This window comes from Kribbella alba (assembly GCF_039529635.1).
GTDB lineage: Bacteria > Actinomycetota > Actinomycetes > Propionibacteriales > Kribbellaceae > Kribbella > Kribbella alba.
In genome coordinates this window covers 268410-286220 of sequence record NZ_BAAANE010000005.1, presented here as the reverse complement: position 1 = coordinate 286220, position 17811 = coordinate 268410, and the positions used below count along the sequence as shown (strand labels likewise).

Sequence of the window (17811 nt, the reverse complement as noted above, 5' to 3'; positions counted from 1 at the left end):
GTGGCTGCCCTGCCTACAGGACCACGATCGAAGTATGGAATCAGAGGACAGCAGAAGGCGGCCGGTCGTACTGCAAGCGCGCAGTGCCGACCCGGACTCCGCCCGCCGCCCCGCCCGCTATCTCACCTGGACCGGCAGCGGCTTGCTGGCGGTGGCTGCTGCTGCCGGTTTGGTAGCGGGCGGCACGGCGGTGTGGGCGGCCTTCGACCCCGGTACGCCGGGGCAGTCGCCCGCGCCGCTCTGGTTCCCACCTCCCGCCAGCGTTCGTCCCCAGAACGCCACGGTCGTCCCAACCCCCACCCCGGACGACCATGGAGGGCGTCGTACCAGCACTACGACGCCCTCCAGTGGCGGGACCATCGAACCCGGCGACGACAAAGGCGGTCTCCGCAAGTCCGGCTCGTCCAGCACGACCGAGCCCGGCGACGACAAGGGCGGTCTGCGCAAGTCGGGCGGCGGTGGCTCGGGCAAGTCCGGTAGCGGCGGTTCAGGCCACCGCTGATCCCGTGCGGGTCCGGAGTTGCTCGAAGCCGTACAAGAAGAGGTTGAGGAACATCAGCCCGCGGTCGGCCCGCCGGATCTGCCGGAACATCGAGTGGTGGTTGACCCACATGATGCCCAGGATCGCGAAGCTGGTCAGGTAGGCGCCGAACTGCGGCCACTCGCGCAGCAAGGCCGGCCAGAGCCGCTCACCCGGTTCGAGTTCGGGAACATGCAGTTCGAGCACCAGCAGCGTGATCGCGATGGCGAAGACGCCGTCGCTGACACCGTGCCGTCAGCGCGTCGATGAGCGTCAGGAGTTGGAGCCGATGGTGGATTCGCGGCGGTGGAGCTCGAAGGGGATGACGAGCTCGCGGTGGTCGGAGTCGTCGCCGTTCATCCGCTCGACGAGGAGCTCGACCGCGGCAGTGGCGATCTGCGCGCGGCCAGGGTCGACCGTGGTGAGCGTCGGTGTGCTGAAGCTGGCCTCGTCGATGTCGTCGAACCCCGCCACGGCCACGTCGTCGGGGATACGGAACCCGTGCTTGGTCAGCACCCGGATGGCACCGAGTGCGAGGGTGTCGTTGAGGCCCAGGACGGCGTCGAACTTCGCCCCCGAGGCGAGCAGTTTCTCCATCGCGTCGGCGCCGTTGGATCGATGCCACGGCCCGGCCTCAACCGCCAGCTTGTGCACCGGTTTCACGCCGGCTTCCGCCAACGCGCTCAGATGCGCGCCGTACCGGATAGCGGCAGTGCCGACCACCTCGCCGGGATGCGTACCGATCACCGCGATCCGGCGACGGCCGAGCTGGAGCAGATGCTGGGTCGCGGCCCGCGTTCCATTGACGTTGTCGATCATCACGTGGTCGGCGGGGCCGTGGAAGATCCGCTCGCCCAGCAGCACCATCGGGGTCGAGATGCGCAGGTAGTCGGCATCGTCCGGTCCGAGGCCGAGCGGGCTGAAGAGCAGGCCGTCGACCAGGTGACCACGGGGACGGGAGAGCGCGCCGAGTTCTCGTTCGCGGACGGCGCCGGTCTGCTCGATCATCACCGTCAGGCCGTGCTCCTCGGCCGCGCCGATGACGGCGTCGGCGAGCTCGGCGAAGTACGGAAGGTTCAGCCGCGGCACGGCCAGCCCGATGATGCCGGTGCGGCCGGACTTCAGGTTCCGGGCGGAGAGGTTCAGCTGGTAGCCGAGAGCCTCGATCGAGGCGAGCACCTTCAGTCGGGTCGCCTCGCGGATGTAGGGGTAGCCGTTCATCACATTCGAGACCGTCTTCGGCGACACACCGGCATGCAGCGCGACGTCCCGCATCGTCACAGCCAACCCGTGCCACCTCTCCGCGCGCCCGTCGTCCGCTCACGGTAATGCAAACCGCGCGGTCATGCGGGAGCCCCACCGAAGCAACCACCTGGTCCGGCGCTCCGGCGGATCGAAGTGTGGTGCTCCCCGCCGATGTGCGGATCGGACTGCGGTGCGGTGGCAGTGGCGTGGGAGACGGGCCAGGTGAGAGAGCGTGCTCTCAGTCGGTGTTGTGGGCTGAGTTGTGGGCGGGGTTGTGGGCAGAGTCGTGGGCCGGATCGTCGTGCGCCGGGTCGTCGACCGGCTCGCCCTCGGCGGCTGCGGCGGCGCGGACAGCGGCAGCCTCAACCTCGGGAGACTCGGCGGCGTGAGACCGGTGCGGAGGGCGGCGCGGTGGGTTGGGTTCAGGCCCGCGAGAGACGCCGCCCGGGCGGTCGAGGCCGTCGAGGTCGCCATCGGTCAGCTCGACACCCTCCTCGCGCAGGTCGTCGTCGATCTCGACCTCGTCGCCCTTGTGTCCTGGGTGTGGCAGGCCTGGCCTGTCGAAACTCATCGCGCGTCCTCCTACGGCTGTGGCTGCCTCTCACGGTAACCGCGAACCACCCGACACGCCCGCAGCCCCTGCCGCCGTGCTGCCTGGCTAGGTCCGTACGGCGGGAGCGCGCGGCTAACTGGTTCCGTACGGCGGGCGGTAGTCGGGGCACAGGGTGATCCCCGCTTCGCTCGCCTTGACCTCGATCGCGACTTCGGGACGGCCGAGGCGGAGGCTGATCACGGTAGGCGGGAGGTTCTCCGCTGCCAGCTTCTTAAGCCGGCCGAGCTCCTCGGTGGTCCAGGGCTCACCCGCGTTCCGGATGGACTGCGGCACTGCCATCGATCTCACTTCTTCTCGTCGAGTCGTTTCAGCTCTCAGGTGCCCTTCCAGACCGAATTGAAAAGCGCCGGCAACGAATTTCGAGCGAGTTACTGATCGTGCCGGGCGCTCTGCGGAGTGTCAGCTCTACCGGCATCCGCAGTCAGCGGTCGGCCAGGGAACGACGGCGGCGGGCGGGGTCGGTGAGAGTGATCGGGTCCCAGGCGCCGTCTGCTTGGTAGAGGTCGGTGCCCGGTGGGACGATCTCGTCGATCCGGTCCAGGGTCTCGTCGTCGAGGGTGAGCCCGGCACCCTTCAGCAGGCCGTCGAGCTGGTCCATCGTGCGTGGCCCACTGATCACCGACGTCACCGCGGGGTGAGAGACGACGAACGCCAACGCGAGCTCGGGCAACGAACAACCGATGCCGTCGGCAACTTCCAGCAGTTTCTCCACGGCTTCGAACTTGGCCGCGTTGGCCGCGATCGCCGGATCGAACCGGTGCGGAGTGAGGGCGGCGCGACCGGTGCTGAGATCAACCGGCTGGTCCTTGCGGTTCTTGCCCGACAGGAAGCCGGAGGCGAGCGGGCTCCACGTGAGCACACCCATGCCGAGGCGCCGGCAGGTCGGCAGCACCGAGCGCTCGATGCCACGGGAGATCAACGAGTACGGCGGCTGCTCGGTGCGGAACCGGCCGAGGCCGCGGCGCTCCGACACGTGGTACGCCTCGACGATGTCCTCGGCCGGGAAGGTCGAACACCCGAAGGCGCGGATCTTGCCCTGGCTGACCAGGTCGGTGAGCACTCCGAGCGTTTCCCCGATGTCAGTGGTGTGGTCCGGCCGGTGCACCTGATAGAGGTCGATCCAGTCGGTGTCGAGGCGGCGCAGGCTCTCCTCGACCTCCTGGATGATCCAGCGCCGCGAGTTGCCGCTGCGGTTGCGGCCCTCGCCCATCTGGAAGTGCACCTTGGTGGCGAGCACGACGTCGTCGCGGCGCCCCTTGAGGGCCTTGCCGACGATCTCCTCGGACTCACCGGCGGAGTACATGTCGGCGGTGTCGACGAAGTTGATGCCCTGGTCCAGGGCGGCCTGGATGATCCGGGCGCTGTCCTCATGGTCGGGGTTGCCGACCGCACCGAACATCATGGTGCCGAGGCAGTGCACGCTGACCTCGATCCCGGTCCCGCCGAGTGTGCGGTAACGCATGGCTCCAGCTCCTTGCTCCGTGGGCGTGAGCCAAACCTAGGAGCTAGAGCGCTGTCTAGGTCAAGCAAGGCCGGTACTGCGGGTCGATGCGGCGCGGTTGCCGATGAGGGGCAAGGTGATCGCGGCCAGGCACAGGGCCGACCAGAGCAGGCGGCTGGCCTCCCAGTCGTCGGTGGCGGTGTACGGAAAGACCGGCACGTGGCGTGCGAGCGGTCGGGCCAGCGCTACGAACATTGCGACCCCCACGGTTGCGTCGCTCATATCCCCACTGTCGCAGCGAATCCCCTGAGCGGATCGACCTCTTTCCGTGACCGCTCGACCGCAGCCGGACAGCGGGTACGCCGGGGAGCTCCGCGGGCCTCGGTTGAACCTGTCGCGGTGCTGGACGTATCGGCCCCGGACGACTCACTGTGGGGTGGGGCGGGGTGGGGTTACCGAGGGGACTCACGATGAACACGGACACGGATACGAACGCGACGGTGGACGGACCTCCGCCGCGGGCGTCGGCGCGGGCCGGGACGGTCATGTTCCTGCTGTTCGCTGTGGCAGGGGCACTCGTCGCCTTGTCGCTGGGGATCTACGGGAACGTGCATGAGCCGACCGGGCGGCCGTTGGCCTTGCTGGTCGGATTCACCTCGCTGACTCCTATGAAGGTCTGGCTGGCCACGGCTGCCGTAGTACTGGCGATCTTCCAGGTGGTCTCGGCGGCGTGGATGTTCGGCTGGTTGCCGACCAAGCGGAAGGCGCCGGCGTACCTGTCACAGTTGCATCGGTGGAGTGGGGCGATCGCATTCGTGGCGACGCTGCCGGTTGCGTATCACTGTCTGTGGAGTCTCGGGTTCAGCACTTTCGACACCCGGACCGCGCTGCATTCGCTGTTCGGATGTGCCTTCTACGGCGCGTTCACGACCAAGATGCTTGCCTTGCGGTCCCCGAAGATGCCGGGGTGGGCGCTGCCGGTCGCGGGCGGACTGCTGTTCGCCCTGTTGATCGGCGCGTGGAGTACTGCGGCCCTCTGGTACTTCACCCAGTCCGGCGTTCCGCTGCGCTGATCCATGACACTTTCGCGAACAGGAGCAGGGAAATGACCAAGCCAGACAATGGGGTCGAGCGCCGAGCCGTGTTGCTCGCCGGGGGTGCGGCCGCGACCGTAGTACTGGGTGGGTGCATCGTGCAGCGGGCGGAAACGCCGACCTCGACGGCGCAACCCGCACCGCCTGCCGCGACCATCGAGCCCACGCCGACCTCGACGGCGCAGCCCGCACCGAACCCGACGGCGCAGTCCGCACCGAATTCGACGGCGCCGGCTCCGCCTGCGAAGACAAGCGCTCCTGGGCCGCCGCCGCTGGCGAAGGTGGCGGACATCCCCGCGGGCGGTGGGGTGATCGTCCAGAACGTCGTGCTCACCAAGGATCAGAGCGGGAAGGTCCAGGCCTTCTCGGCGACCTGCACTCACCAGGGCTGCGTGGTCACAGCCGTCAGCGACGGCACGATCAACTGCCCGTGCCATGGCAGCAAGTTCGATGCCGCGAGCGGTCAGCCTGTCGCAGGTCCGGCCAGGAAACCGCTGCCGCCCGTGGCCGTGCAGCAGCGCGATGGCGCGGTCTATCAGGGCTAGGGGTTCGCGATGTTCAAGAACTTGCCCACGATGATCTGGGTGATCGGCGCGACGATTGCGATCGCGGCCTTCAGCCCGGCGGTCGGCAATGTCGCCACCAGCGCGCCGGCCGCAGTACCGGCTGCTCCCGCGGTGTCGGCTCCAGCTACAACCCGTCCGACCGTTGGGGCTTCGTCACCCACGGCTCCGGCCACCTCTGCACCCACTGCCGCGACTCCAACTTCTCCGCGTACCGTCGAACCGACAACACCAAGGCCGTCAGCTCCCACCGCGGCGCCCGTGGTGATCAAGGCCGGTACTACGCGGCTTGGGTCGACCGCCGTTGACGCAGAGGGGTTCACGCTCTACTTGTCGGTGCTGGACGGGACTGATCCGTCGAAGTCCGTGTGCGTGAGCCAGACGTGTCTAAGCGCCTGGAAGCCTGTGTACGTGAAGGAAGCCGGGGTCATCGCCGGAGCCGGGGTCGTTCAGGAGGCCCTCGGTACGGTGGTCCGGCCGGACAAGGACGTGCAGGCGACACTCGGAGGTTGGCCGCTCTACCGGTACGCCCAGGACACGAAGCCCGGCGACGTCCTCGGCGAAGGTGTCAAAGGCACCTGGCACGCGATCAGCCCGGCGGGAAGGCGCGCGTAGAGTCGGCCGCACTGTTGGGGACTACCGGGAGTGAGCTGATGGCTTCTGTCGCCGATTTCGCCGACCTCTGGAACGCACAGCCGGGCTGGCTGAACACGGCGTCGTACGGGCTGCCTCCGCGGCCGGCCTGGGAGGCGTTGCAGGCGGCGCTGGGGGACTGGCGGGTGGGGGCGACGAGCTGGGAGCCGTGGGACGAGTCGACCACCCGGGCACGCGAGTCGTTCGCCCGCTTGGTGGGTGCTGACGCGGCTGACGTCTTCGTCGGCAGCACGGTCTCGGCCGCCGTCGCGCCGATCGCGGCGGCGTTGCCCGAAGGGGCGACGGTGCTGGTCGACGACGTTGAGTTCACTTCGAACGTCTTCCCGTGGCAGGTTCACGCCGATCGCGGCGTCGAGGTGGTCTCGGCCTCGACGGATGACCTGCTCGCCGCGATCCGGCCGGGGATCGACCTGGTGGCGGTCAGCGCGGTCCAATCGTCCACTGGCACGGTTCTCGACCTCGCCGAAGTGGTTGCTGCTAGCAAGAAGATCGGTGCACTCCTGGTCGTGGACGCGAGCCAGGCGGCCGGCTGGCTGCCGCTGGACGCGAGCGGCGTCGATGCGTTGATCACCCACACCTACAAGTGGTTGATGTCCCCACGCGGCGTGACCCTCGGCTACCTCTCACCGCGACTGCAGGAGCTCTGCCGACCGCTGAACGCAGGCTGGTACGCCGGCAGCGACGTGAAGAATTCGTACTACGGCACGCGGATGGAGCTGGCTCCGAACGCGCGCAGGTTCGACCAGTCGCCGGCCTGGTTCAGCTTCGTCGCGGCGGCCCCGGTGCTCGAGCTGATCGAACGGATCGGCGTTTCGGCAATCCACCGGCACGACGTCGGCCTGGCGAACGAGTTCCGCGCAGGCCTTGGGATGCCGCCGAGTGACTCCGCGATCGTGAGCGCGGACATCCCAGGTGCCGAACAGGCCTTCGAGACCGCCGGGATCCGCGCAGCCGTCCGCGGCGGCAGACTCCGCGCCTCCTTCCACGTCTACTCCACCAGCGCCGATGTCCAGCTCGCCCTCGACGCCCTCGACGGTGTCGCCCGGCAGCTGCGCTCGATGGACTGAAATCATCTAGAGCCGACTCTAGGAGGCCCGTTATCGTGGGCGGCATGACTGCGGGCTTGAGTATCGGACAGGTGGCCGAACGGACCGGGCTGAGCGTGCATGCGCTGCGGTTCTACGAGCGGGAGGGAATCCTCGCGGACCCTGTTCGGCGTGAGGCGAACGGTCGTCGGGTCTACAGCGAGGACGACGTCGAGTGGCTCGACATGTGCATCAAGTTCCGCTCGTCCGGGATGCCGCTCGACACGATCCGCCGCTACACCGACCTGGTCCGCCAGGGCCTGGGCAACGAGCAGGACCGCCTCGCTCTGCTGCGCAGCCACCAGGAGCACGTAGCCGCCCAGATCGAGGAACTCACCGAGTGCCTGAACGTGATCAGCCACAAGGTCGAGATCTACCAGGCCCACCTCGACCGCGGCGTGGCCGAATGCCTCTGGGTCGCGCCCTCGACCCTCCCCACGTCAAAGGACCAGGCCGTGTGATCCGCGGTCGGCGGCGTCCGCGGTCGGCGGCGGCATCCTCGGTCGGCGGCATCGACGGCATCGGCGGTCGGGTAGGTTCGCCGGATGTCGCGAGTTCCGTTCCAAGTGTGGACACGGTGCCGGTGAGCTCCTTCCGGAATCGCCACCTCTAGGGCTGGCCGGACGACCTGTACGCCGTACCGCAGTACACGTTCGGAGTCGATGCGAGCGGCCAGGAGGTTGCGCTGTCCGACGAGCACTCCGGGTTCGAGTGGCACACCTATCAGGTCGCGCACGACCTGCTGTCCTTCCAGAGCACAAGAACGCACTGTGGGACTGGACTACCGACTGGCTATCTCCTAGCTGGGCTGAGCCTCGCGGACAGCCGCAGGGTCCTAGAGTCGCCTTAGGTCATTGCAGATTGGACGGTGACTGGGCCTGCATCTTCTGCGCCGTCGTCATGGGGGCATGCTTCCGGCACCGTCCTCTACCAAGACGAGGCGCTTGTACATTTCTCGACATCGGTCTCTTCCGAACCGGGCCTACGCTGGTCGCCCCGAGCCGCTACGTTCGTGACCTGGCCGACGCAGCTGCCGCGGAGCCACGCCCCTCGGCGTGAGTAATCCGCCGGTAGCTGTGGCCTGAGTGGGTGCTGAGCATGCCAACCAGTTGGCTGGCCTCGTCAGCCAGGGCGACGTCGTGGTGGGCTGCGGCCCAATCGATCCCACAGAACACCCTTACGGACTCGCCTCCGTGTCAGGCGGTCAAGCTCCGGTCCGGACCCTGGCGAGAACGCGCGGCGGGGCTGTTGCAGGGCGGGGCGCCGCGGGTGCTGAGGTCGCGGGGTAAGGCAGCGGCTGTGACGGGACGGCTTGGCCGAGTTTTACGGGCCGGGGGATTCTGTGTTGTCGTCGTCCCAGGGTGAAACCCACGTGGTGTCGTTCTTCGGTTGGGTCAGGGTGCGCGTGGGTGTGGTCTGGTGTGGTTCGTCGCCCCAGGGGTTGAGGCGTGCGGTTTCCTCGGGGGTGATCCAGGGGATGTCGCTGGTGTGTGGCCAGGCCGCGGCAGGGCGCGGTGGCCCGTCGGCGCCGGGCTGCTCTTCGTCGCCCGTTGCGCCGGGTGAACCGGGTGCGGGGCGTGCGTCTGGTGTGCTGGGTGGTCGTTTCCGGTTGAGGCGGGCTCGTGGGGGTTCGGCCCAGGTGGGGCGGGTGACGGTGACGCGGCCGCGGGTGATGGTGATGGTCCAGTGGCCGTGGTGGATCTGGATGTGGTGGGCCCGGCAGAGCAGGACAAGATTCCACATCGCGGTGGGTCCGCCGTCGATCCAGTGGATCAGGTGGTGGGCGTCGCACTGGATCGGCGGTGCTCCGCACACGACGCAGCCCCTGTCGCGGAAGTTCAGCGCGCGGCGCATCGCCCGGTTGACGAACCGTTCCTCCTTCCCCACATCCAAAGGTTCGGAGTCGGAGCCGAGGATGATGGGGACGACGCCGGCGTCGCAGGCGAGTCGGCGGACGGCGGCGGCGGACAGGTTGCCGCCGTAGACGAACCGGCCGAACCCCGGGTTGGTGTGGTCGAGGGCACCCAGCCCATCGAACCCGCCGGACCCGCCGAGCCCATCGAACCCGCCGGACCCGCCGAGCCCATCGAACCCGCCGGACCCGCCGAGCCCGGCGAGCCCGGCGAGCTCCTCGAACCCCTCGAACCCGCCGTTTCCCTCGAGGCCGCCGTTTCCATCGAGCCCGCCGAGCCCGTCGTTCGCGTCGTTCCCGCTGCCTTCGGCGTTCTCGCCGTTCCGGGCGTGCCTGCCGGTGGCGGTGAGGGCGTTTTGGAGGTCGGTGAGGTCGATGGTGATGGTGATGTGGGGTTTGATGGCGCCGTGGCCGGTGGTGCCGGCACCGGCGGCGGCGTTCAGCACCGTGGTCAAGGCGTCGGCTTGGCGCTTGTCGCGGGATCTGGGGTCTTGTTCGCCGTCGATGGTCTTGTGGGGTTTGGCGTTGGCGTCGATGAGGGTGTTGAGGAGTTCTGCGTTTTCGTTGGCGAGGAACCCGCCGAACTTCAGGCCGTGGTCGGCGTTCTTCATCCAGAACGCCTCGCGGGCGTAGGCCTTGTCCTCGGCCGGTTCGGGTCCGTCGGTGTCGAGCAACTCCAGGATTTGTCGGCCGAGGTCGCGCAGATCTCCGGGTGGCAGGTGCCGCGCGGCCCGCACCATCTGCTCCTCGGCGGCGACCACGTGCTCGACCGGCACTGTGGTGGGGATCTTTTCCAGCGCGGACACGATCGCCCGGGCCTGGGCCAGGTGCAGCAGCACCGGCGCCTCCCCGCCGGCGTCCCCCTCGGCGCCGTCGCCTTCCAGCGCGGCACTGTCGATGTCCCCGCCATTTTCATCGTCGGTGCCGCTGCCGGTGTCGTTCTGATCGTCGTCTAGGTCGTCGGTGGGGGTGGGTAGGGCGGCGGAGACGAGTTCGTATTTGGGTAGCGCGGCGGCGAGTTTGAGGTCGCGGCGGACGTCGGCTTTGTCGAGGCGGTGCCGCAACGACACGAGTTCGGCGGTGTCGCGGGCGCCGAGCTGTTTGGCGTGGCCGCCGGCGTCGAAGCCGGCCAGGACCTGGAGCCGGTAGGTTTCCAGCCGGGCGATCTCGTCGCGCAGCGCGTCGAGGGTGGTCAGCTGTTCGCTGCCACTCATCGACCACACCGGCCGCATCTCCACGAGATCCATACCCAAGACTCTAGACGGGACCGCCGACAGTTTCTGTGCCGAGAATCCCTTATAGATAAGGGATTTCGTGATGCACCGAAATTGACCCAGTTGTCCACAGCAACGCTCGACCTGTGGACGCAGAGGTGCTGAATAGAAGTTAGTTGTCCACAGCAATCTAAGAGCCGGTCAAGCCTCCAGACAGGGCAGGCGGTTCTATCAGAGCAGCGCAGGGACAGTGATACGGCTAGCGTGGGTGTAGACGTTCATGGAGCCGTTGCGGATGAAGCCGGCCAGGGTGAGCCCGCATTCGTCGGCTAGGTCGACGGCCAGCGAGGAGGGGGCTGAGACTGCGCCGAGGACGGGGATGCCTGCCATCACGGCCTTCTGCGCAAGTTCGAACGAGGTGCGGCCCGAGACGACCAGGACGCATCCGCGCGCAGGGATGAGCCCGCCGAGCAAAGCCCAGCCGACTACTTTGTCGACGGCGTTGTGGCGGCCGACGTCCTCGCGGACCACCAGCAGTTCGCCGGTCGCGCTGAACAACCCGGCGGCGTGCAGACCGCCGGTACGGTCGAACACCTGCTGGTGATCCCGCAGCGCGTCCGGCAGCGTCACCAGTACGTCGAAGGGCACCCGCACCGGGTCATCCGCGGGGGAGAAACGTGTCTTCACCCGTACGGCGTCCAGCGAGGCCTTGCCGCAGACCCCGCACGACGAGGTGGTGTAGAAGTTGCGCTCGACACCGATCTCGGGCGCCGGTACGCCGGGGGACAACCCGAGGTCGAGCACGTTGTAGGTGTTCCGGCCCTCGTCATCGCGCGAATCGCAGTACCGGGCGTCGCGGATGTCGTCGACCGACCCGATCACGCCTTCGGTGTGCAGGAATCCGTGCGCGAGTTCGACGTCGTGCCCCGGAGTGCGCATGGTGACAGCGAGCGGACGTCCGTCGACGCGGAGCTCGAGCGGTTCCTCGACCGCGATCGAATCCGGCCTGGTTCTCTCTCCATCGGCTGAGAGCCGCAGCACCGGACGACGCGCGATCAGACGCCCCATGGCCGCGCTCCCGGGTCGAGCGACAACAGCCGCGCCGCGATCGCCTCCGCGGGACCCGGATCAACCACCGCCAGCGCATCCGCGCCCGCGACACCTCGCAACATCGCTGAGCCCCCATGCCCGACCGGTACTACGCCCTGCGGGCCCACGCGTACGGGGACCAGCCGAGTGGTGTGCGGGTGACAAGCGATCCCGCCCGGCACCGGCGCAACCGGCAGCACGGGCAGGCCGAGTCCGCGAAGACGATGTAGCGCAGCCACGCCGAGAGTCAGGAAGGCGGTCAATGCAGCAAGGGGATTCCCTGGAAGGCCGAGCACCAACCGGCCGTCATTGAACCGCGCCAACGCTTGCGGGTGACCCGGCCGGCAGGCGACCCCGTCGATGATCAGCTCGGCACCCAAGGCAGCCAACGCGCCCCGCAGGTGATCAGCAGGGCCCGAGGCCGAGGAACCGGAGACAAGCACGAGCTCCGCGTCCGCGGACGCCAGCGCCTCGATCAACGCATCACGTGAGTCTGGCAGGTGCGCCACGGGCGACGCGATGCCGCCTGCCCGGGCGATCAAGCCCGGCAGCATCGGGCCGATCGCATCTCGTACGCGACCAGGTCCGGACGGACCGCGGTGGACCAACTCGTCACCCGTCACCAGGGCGGTCACTCGCGGCTGACTGATCACGGTCAACCGGTCGAGCCCGAGCGACGCGGCCAGCCCGAGCACCGGCGGATCGACGACCACGCCCGCGCGCAGGAGAACCTCGCCGGCCGCGCACTCTTCACCAGCTCGCCGAATGTGGCGACCCGTCCCGGCTGGGCCGGCTACGAGATCACCCGAACCCGAGCCCGAACCCGAACCCGAGCCCGAGCCCGAGCGCGAACCCGAGCGCGAAGCATCTTCGTCCCGCAGTACGGAGGTCGTCCCAGGCGGTACCGCGGCCCCCGTCACGATGCTGCAAGCCTGACCGTCCTCCAAGTGATCCGCCAGACCCGACGCAGCCATCACCGCGCCGACCACCCGCCAGGGACCGGGACCACGAACGGCGTACCCATCCATCGCTGCCCGATCCACCGGCGGCACCGCCGCAGGTGCTACCAACGGAGTCGCGAGCACGCTGCCGCCGGCCTCGGCGAGCGGCACAGAGCTCGGCTTCAACGGCGTTGCCGAAGCATGTGCGGTCAGCCGCGCATCGTCCCACGACATCGCGGCCAACGCGTGGCGGTGCCGCATCCCGGGACCATCGACCAATTGAGTCACTTACTTGACCCGAAGTTGCTCAGCGGCCAGCGCCGCGACGGGATCCAGCGCATCGTCCCCCGCATCGAGAGAGGCCAGCAGCGCCTTCTTCATCCGCGGGTCCCAGACCGCCTTCATGTGGTTCGCGATCGCCGTCGCCGCGTCGGCGGCCGGGCGGTGTGCGAACTGTCGGGCGATCTCATTGGCCAGCCGGACATGCGGCGGCAGCAGCGCGGCACTCATCAGCTGCCCGCCACAGCAGGCTCAAGGGCAGCCGCAGCTGCAGTCGGCTCGACCACCAGGTCCACCTGGACAGCAGTGACCTTGTACTCCGGGCAGTTGGTCGCCCAGTCCGAGTTATCCGTGGTGATCACGTTCGCCCCGGTCACAGGGTGGTGGAACGTGGTGTAGCAGACCCCGACCGGCATCCGCTCCGACAGCTCCGCCCGCAGCGTGGTCCGCCCGACCCGGCTCGACAACGCCACCATGTCGCCGTTCTCGATCCCGCGCACCTCCGCGTCGTGCGGATGCAACTCGAGGATGTCCTCGGGATGCCAGGCCACGTTCGCCGTACGCCGGGTCTGCGCGCCGACGTTGTACTGCGACAGGATGCGCCCGGTCGTCAGGATCAACGGGTACTTGCGCGTGCTCCGCTCGGAAGTCGGCACGTACATGGTCTCCATGAACCGGCCTTTGCCGCGGGTGAACTCGTCGGAGTGCATGATCGGCGTCCCGTTCGGCGCCTCGAGGTTGCACGGCCACTGGACGGAGCCGACCTTGTCCAGGTGCGCGAAGGAGACCCCTGCGAACGTCGGGGTGGTCAGCGCGATCTCGTCCATGATCTGCGAGGCCGAGTCGTAGTGCATCGGGTAGCCCATCGCCTGGGCGATCTCGCAGATGATCTGCCACTCCTGCTTGCCGGTCTTCGGCGCCATCACCGGCCGGACCCGGTTGATCCGGCGTTCCGCGTTGGTGAAAGTGCCGTCCTTCTCCAGGAACGAGGTGCCCGGCAGCAGCACGTGGGCGAACTTGGCCGTCTCGTTCTCGAAGAGGTCCTGGACCACGACCAGGTCCAGTGCTGCCAGCGCGGCATGCACGTGCTGGATGTTCGGGTCGGACTGCGCGATGTCCTCGCCCTGCACGAACAACGCGCGGAACGAGCCGTCGATCGCCGCGTCGAACATGTTCGGAATCCGCAGGCCGGGCTCGTTCAGGATCGGCGTACCCCAGAGCTGTTCGTACACGTCCCGGGCGCCGTCGTCGGAAACGTGCCGGTAGCCCGGCAGTTCGTGCGGGAACGAACCCATGTCGCACGAGCCCTGGACGTTGTTCTGGCCGCGCAGAGGGTTGACCCCGACGCCGCGGCGGCCGATGTTGCCCGTCGCCATCGCGAGGTTCGCCATGCCCATCACCGTGGTCGAGCCCTGGCTGTGCTCGGTGACACCGAGGCCGTAGTAGATCGCGCCGTTGCCGCCGGTCGCGTAAAGCCGTGCCGCGGCACGCAGTTCCTCGGCGGGTATGCCGGTGACCGATTCCACCGCCTCAGGGCTGTGCTCCGGCCCGGAGATGAACTGCTCCCACTGCTCGAAGTCCTCGCAGCGCTCCTCGACGAATGACCGGTCGACCAGACCTTCGGTGACGACGACGTGAGCGAAGGCGTTGACCACGGCAACGTTCGTGCCGGGCGCGAGCTGCAGGTGGTGGGCCGCCTCGATGTGCGGCGAGCGGACCAGGTCGATCCGCCGCGGGTCCACCACGATCAGCTTGGCGCCCTGGCGAAGCCGCCTCTTCATCCGCGACGCGAACACCGGGTGACCGTCGGTCGGGTTGGCCCCGATCAGCAGGATCACGTCCGCCTTCTCGACGGAGCTGAAGTCCTGCGTGCCGGCGGACTCGCCAAAGGTCTGCTTCAGGCCGTACCCCGTGGGCGAGTGGCAGACCCGCGCGCAGGTGTCGACGTTGTTGTTCCCGAAGACCGCGCGGACCATCTTCTGGACCGCATACACCTCTTCGTTGGTGGTCCGGGACGAGGTGATCGCACCGATGGACCCTTGCCCATAGGTGGACTGGATCTCCTGCAGCCGGCGGGCGGTGTAGGTGATCGCTTCCTCCCAGGAGACCTTGCGCCACGGGTCGGTGATGGACTCGCGCACCATCGGCTCCATCACCCGGTCCGGGTGGCTGGCGTACCCGAAGGCGAACCGTCCCTTCACGCACGAGTGACCCTCGTTGGCACCGCCGTCCTTGAACGGCACCATCCGGACCAGCTCGTCACCGCGCAGTTCGGCCTTGAAGGAGCAACCGACACCGCAATAGGCGCAGGTGGTCACGACGGACCGCGTAGGCATGCCGAGCTCGATGACCGACTTCTCCTGCAACGTCGCGGTCGGACAAGCCTGCACGCACGCCCCGCAGGACACGCAGTCGGACTCCATGAAGGAGACCCCCGCGCCCGCGGCGACCTTGGAGTCGAACCCGCGGCCCTCGATCGTGAGAGCCAGCGTGCCCTGGACTTCATCGCAAGCGCGGACACACCTCGAACAGGCGATGCACTTGGACGCGTCGAAATCGAAGTACGGGTTGGAGCTGTCGGTCGGGGCGTCCAGGTGGTTCGCACCGGCCTCCACGCCGGAGCCGTACCGGACCTCGCGGAGGCCGGTGACGCCGGCCATGTCCTGGAGTTCGCAGTCGCCGTTGGCCGAGCAGGTGAGGCAGTCGAGCGGGTGGTCGGAGATGTAGAGCTCCATCACGCCGCGGCGGAGTTTGCCAAGCTTCTCGTTCTGGGTGTGAACCACCATGCCGGGCGCGACAGGCGTAGTACAGGAGGCTGGTGTTCCGCGGGCGCCGTCGATCTCGACGATGCACAGGCGGCAGGAGCCGAAGGCCTCGAGGCTGTCGGTGGCGCAGAGTTTGGGGATGTCGAGGCCCGCTTGTTTCGCGGCGCGCATGACCGACGTCCCCGGTGGAACGGTGACGGCGACCCCGTCGATGGTGAGCTCGACAGTCGCCTCGCCCTCGCGGGCCGGCGTACCGAAGTCGGGTTCCTTGAGCAGGGTCATTCGCCGAAGTCCTTTCCGAAGTGGCGGACGGCACTGCGGACGGGCAGCGGAGTGAGCCCGCCCATCGCGCAGAGCGAGCCGTCGGTCATCAAGTCGCACAAGTCGTCGAGCAGCACGAGGTTCTTCTTCCGGTCCTCGCCGTTCCGGATCCGGTCGATCGTCTCGACGCCGCGGACGGCGCCGACCCGGCAGGGCGTGCACTTGCCGCAGGACTCCTCCGCGCAGAACTCGAAGGCGAACCGGGCCATCGCGGACATGTCCACGGTCTCGTCGAACACCACGATGCCGCCGTGCCCGACCATCGCGCCCGCCGCGGCGAACGCCTCGTAGTCCATCGGCAGGTCGAACTGCTCGACCGGTAGGTAGGCCCCCAGCGGCCCACCTACCTGTACTGCGCGGACCGCGCGCCCGGAGGCGGCCCCGCCGCCGAGCTCGTTCACCAGTTCGCCGAGGGTGATGCCGAACGCCGTCTCCACGATGCCGCCGCGGGCGACGTTGCCGCCGAGCTGGAAGACGTTCGTGCCGAGCGAACGACCCATCCCGTAGGCCGCGTACGCCGGCGCGCCGTTCGCCAGGATGGTCGGGATCGTTGCCAGCGACAACACGTTGTTCACCACGGTCGGGCGGCCGAAAAGCCCTTCCAGGGCAGGGATCGGGGGCTTCGCGCGAACCATGCCACGCTTGCCCTCGAGACTCTCCAGCATCGAGGTCTCTTCGCCGCAGATGTAGGCGCCGGCGCCGACTCGCACGTGCAGGTCGAAGTCGAGGCCCGAATCCAGGATGTTCTCGCCCAGCCAACCCCTTGAACGGGCCGCGACGATCGCGGCGTTCAGCGCCTCGATGGCATCCGGGTACTCCGAGCGCAGGTAGACGTATCCCTCGGTGGCCCCGACCGCGTAGGCCGCGATGGTCATACCCTCGATCAAGGTGAACGGGTCGCCCTCGATCAGCATCCGGTCGGCGAACGTACCGGAGTCGCCCTCGTCGGCGTTGCAGCAGACGAACTTCAGCTCGGACTCCGCCGCCAGCACCGTGCGCCACTTGATCCCCGTCGGGAACCCCGCACCACCCCGGCCACGCAGCCCCGAGCTCACCACCTCCTCGACGACCTCGGACGGCGTCATGGCGAGAGCCTGCTTGAGCCCCGCGTTTCCCTCGTACTGCGCGTGGTCGTCGGCCGAGCGCGGGTCGATCACACCCACGCGAGCGAAGGTCAACCGCTGCTGGCGCCGCATCCAGGGCAGCTCCTCGACCAGTCCGAGGTAGGCGCCTTCGCTCCGGCCGCCGCCAGTCAGCATCCCGGCGGCGACGAGTCCGTCGATGTCCTCGGGCGCGACCGGGCCGTAGCCGACGCGACCTTCGAGGGTCTCCACCTCGACCAGTGGCTCCAGCCAGAGCATGCCGCGGGATCCGTTGCGGACCACCTCGACGGCAACCCCGTTGGCTGTCGCCGCGGCGGCGACCCGCTCGGCTACTTCGTCCGCTCCGACGGACCGGGCAGCCGCGTCCCGGGGTACGAACACCCTGACGTTCTTGCTGATGGGCGTTGCGGAGAACGTCATCGTGCCTCCCCGAGGATCGCGTCCAGCCGGGACGGCGTGACCCGGCCGTGCAGCTTGTCGCCGACCTGGACGGCCGGCCCGAGGGCACAGTTGCCGAGGCAGAACACCTCGTCGACGGTCACCCTCCCGTCGTACGTGGTCTCCCCGAAGCCGACGCCGGTACGCCGTTTCGCGTGCTCGGCGAGTTCCTCGGCGCCGACGGAGCGGCACGCCTCCGCCTGGCAGATCCGCACGGTGGTCCGGCCGGCCGGCTCGCGCCGGAAGTCGCGATAGAACGTCACCACGCCGTGTACCTCGGCGACCGACAGGTTCAGCACGTCGGCGATCACCGGGAGGTCGGTCTGATCGACGTACCCGAGGTCCTCCTGCACGGCATGCAGGATCGGCATCAGAGCACCGCGCAGGGCCTTCCGGGCGGTCGCGATCTCGCGCACGCGCGCGGACCGCCCGGCAGCGGGCACGGGGGCGGGATTGGCGACTTCGATCGTCATACCCCCGACTGTCGCTGCCCATTACCCCGGGGTCAAAGCAAACCTACCTATGACGTGATAG

General features: G+C 68.4%; 19 protein-coding genes and 1 pseudogene. 6 read left to right on the top strand and 14 right to left on the bottom strand.

What is annotated here, in order from left to right:
- The first annotated feature begins 34 nt into the window (after window positions 1–34).
- On the top strand, window positions 35–502 hold the full coding sequence (locus ABD210_RS16670) for a hypothetical protein (RefSeq protein WP_344112423.1): 468 nt from the start codon (window positions 35–37) through the stop codon (window positions 500–502).
- Here the strand turns inward: ABD210_RS16670 and ABD210_RS16665 are convergent.
- The 6 genes and pseudogenes from ABD210_RS16665 to ABD210_RS16640 all read right to left on the bottom strand — a co-directional run.
- A pseudogene (locus ABD210_RS16665) lies at window positions 488–754 on the bottom strand (TMEM175 family protein); the annotation flags it as partial. The gene ABD210_RS16670 and the pseudogene ABD210_RS16665 overlap by 15 nt on opposite strands.
- A gap of 39 nt (window positions 755–793) precedes the next feature.
- Window positions 794–1795, bottom strand: coding sequence for a LacI family DNA-binding transcriptional regulator (locus ABD210_RS16660; protein ID WP_344112422.1), 1002 nt, complete (start codon window positions 1793–1795; stop codon window positions 794–796).
- A gap of 208 nt (window positions 1796–2003) precedes the next feature.
- Window positions 2004–2336: a hypothetical protein gene (locus tag ABD210_RS16655; protein ID WP_344112421.1), complete on the bottom strand. Its 333-nt coding sequence runs from the start codon at window positions 2334–2336 to the stop codon at window positions 2004–2006.
- 114 nt (window positions 2337–2450) lie between these two features.
- Window positions 2451–2657 carry a hypothetical protein gene (locus ABD210_RS16650; protein WP_344112420.1) on the bottom strand — a complete coding sequence of 69 codons (207 nt, stop codon included), beginning with the start codon at window positions 2655–2657 and terminating at the stop codon, window positions 2451–2453.
- A 142-nt stretch (window positions 2658–2799) separates the two neighbouring features.
- Window positions 2800–3840: an aldo/keto reductase gene (locus tag ABD210_RS16645; RefSeq protein WP_344112419.1), complete on the bottom strand. Its 1041-nt coding sequence runs from the start codon at window positions 3838–3840 to the stop codon at window positions 2800–2802.
- A gap of 60 nt (window positions 3841–3900) precedes the next feature.
- On the bottom strand, window positions 3901–4101 hold the full coding sequence (locus ABD210_RS16640; protein WP_344112418.1) for a hypothetical protein: 201 nt from the start codon (window positions 4099–4101) through the stop codon (window positions 3901–3903).
- A 188-nt stretch (window positions 4102–4289) separates the two neighbouring features.
- On the opposite strand from ABD210_RS16640, the gene ABD210_RS16635 reads away from it, so the two are divergent.
- Together ABD210_RS16635 and ABD210_RS16630 are read left to right on the top strand one after the other, a co-directional pair.
- On the top strand, window positions 4290–4892 hold the full coding sequence (locus ABD210_RS16635; RefSeq protein WP_344112417.1) for a DUF6529 family protein: 603 nt from the start codon (window positions 4290–4292) through the stop codon (window positions 4890–4892).
- A gap of 32 nt (window positions 4893–4924) precedes the next feature.
- A complete protein-coding gene (locus tag ABD210_RS16630) occupies window positions 4925–5458 on the top strand; it encodes a Rieske (2Fe-2S) protein (RefSeq protein ID WP_344112416.1) in 534 nt (177 codons plus the stop codon).
- Here ABD210_RS16630 and ABD210_RS16625 read toward each other — a convergent pair.
- Complete coding sequence (locus tag ABD210_RS16625; protein ID WP_344112415.1) at window positions 5455–5664, bottom strand: hypothetical protein; 210 nt, start codon at window positions 5662–5664, stop codon at window positions 5455–5457. The genes ABD210_RS16630 and ABD210_RS16625 overlap by 4 nt on opposite strands.
- Before the next feature lie 73 nt (window positions 5665–5737).
- Between ABD210_RS16625 and ABD210_RS16620 the strand changes: the two genes are divergently transcribed.
- From ABD210_RS16620 to ABD210_RS16610, 3 genes are read left to right on the top strand one after another with little or no spacing between them, the layout of a single operon-like run.
- Window positions 5738–6091 carry a COG4315 family predicted lipoprotein gene (locus ABD210_RS16620; protein WP_344112413.1) on the top strand — a complete coding sequence of 118 codons (354 nt, stop codon included), beginning with the start codon at window positions 5738–5740 and terminating at the stop codon, window positions 6089–6091.
- Between the two features lie 38 nt (window positions 6092–6129).
- The gene (locus ABD210_RS16615; RefSeq protein ID WP_344112410.1) at window positions 6130–7197 is read left to right on the top strand and encodes an aminotransferase class V-fold PLP-dependent enzyme; all 1068 of its coding nucleotides are present in this window, start codon (window positions 6130–6132) and stop codon (window positions 7195–7197) included.
- A gap of 44 nt (window positions 7198–7241) precedes the next feature.
- Complete coding sequence (locus ABD210_RS16610; RefSeq protein WP_344112409.1) at window positions 7242–7676, top strand: MerR family transcriptional regulator; 435 nt, start codon at window positions 7242–7244, stop codon at window positions 7674–7676.
- An 862-nt stretch (window positions 7677–8538) separates the two neighbouring features.
- Here ABD210_RS16610 and ABD210_RS16605 read toward each other — a convergent pair.
- From ABD210_RS16605 to ABD210_RS16575, 7 genes are all read right to left on the bottom strand, one after another.
- Complete coding sequence (locus ABD210_RS16605) at window positions 8539–10374, bottom strand: HNH endonuclease signature motif containing protein (RefSeq protein WP_344112408.1); 1836 nt, start codon at window positions 10372–10374, stop codon at window positions 8539–8541.
- Window positions 10375–10572: 198 nt separating this feature from the next.
- Complete coding sequence (fdhD, locus tag ABD210_RS16600) at window positions 10573–11409, bottom strand: formate dehydrogenase accessory sulfurtransferase FdhD (RefSeq protein WP_344112407.1); 837 nt, start codon at window positions 11407–11409, stop codon at window positions 10573–10575.
- Window positions 11397–12632, bottom strand: coding sequence for a molybdopterin molybdotransferase MoeA (locus ABD210_RS16595; protein WP_344112406.1), 1236 nt, complete (start codon window positions 12630–12632; stop codon window positions 11397–11399). The genes fdhD and ABD210_RS16595 overlap by 13 nt, the downstream gene beginning before the upstream one ends.
- A gap of 27 nt (window positions 12633–12659) precedes the next feature.
- Window positions 12660–12881 (bottom strand): formate dehydrogenase subunit delta, encoded by a 222-nt coding sequence (locus ABD210_RS16590; RefSeq protein ID WP_344112404.1) that lies wholly within the window; start codon window positions 12879–12881, stop codon window positions 12660–12662.
- Complete coding sequence (gene fdhF / locus ABD210_RS16585; protein ID WP_344112403.1) at window positions 12881–15697, bottom strand: formate dehydrogenase subunit alpha; 2817 nt, start codon at window positions 15695–15697, stop codon at window positions 12881–12883. The genes ABD210_RS16590 and fdhF overlap by 1 nt, the downstream gene beginning before the upstream one ends.
- Window positions 15694–17259 (bottom strand): formate dehydrogenase beta subunit, encoded by a 1566-nt coding sequence (locus ABD210_RS16580; RefSeq protein WP_344112402.1) that lies wholly within the window; start codon window positions 17257–17259, stop codon window positions 15694–15696. Before ABD210_RS16580 ends, fdhF begins: the two co-directional genes overlap by 4 nt.
- Entirely contained in the window at window positions 17256–17750 is a 495-nt protein-coding gene (locus tag ABD210_RS16575) for a formate dehydrogenase subunit gamma (protein WP_344112400.1), read from the bottom strand. The genes ABD210_RS16580 and ABD210_RS16575 overlap by 4 nt, the downstream gene beginning before the upstream one ends.
- Window positions 17751–17811 lie beyond the last annotated feature (61 nt).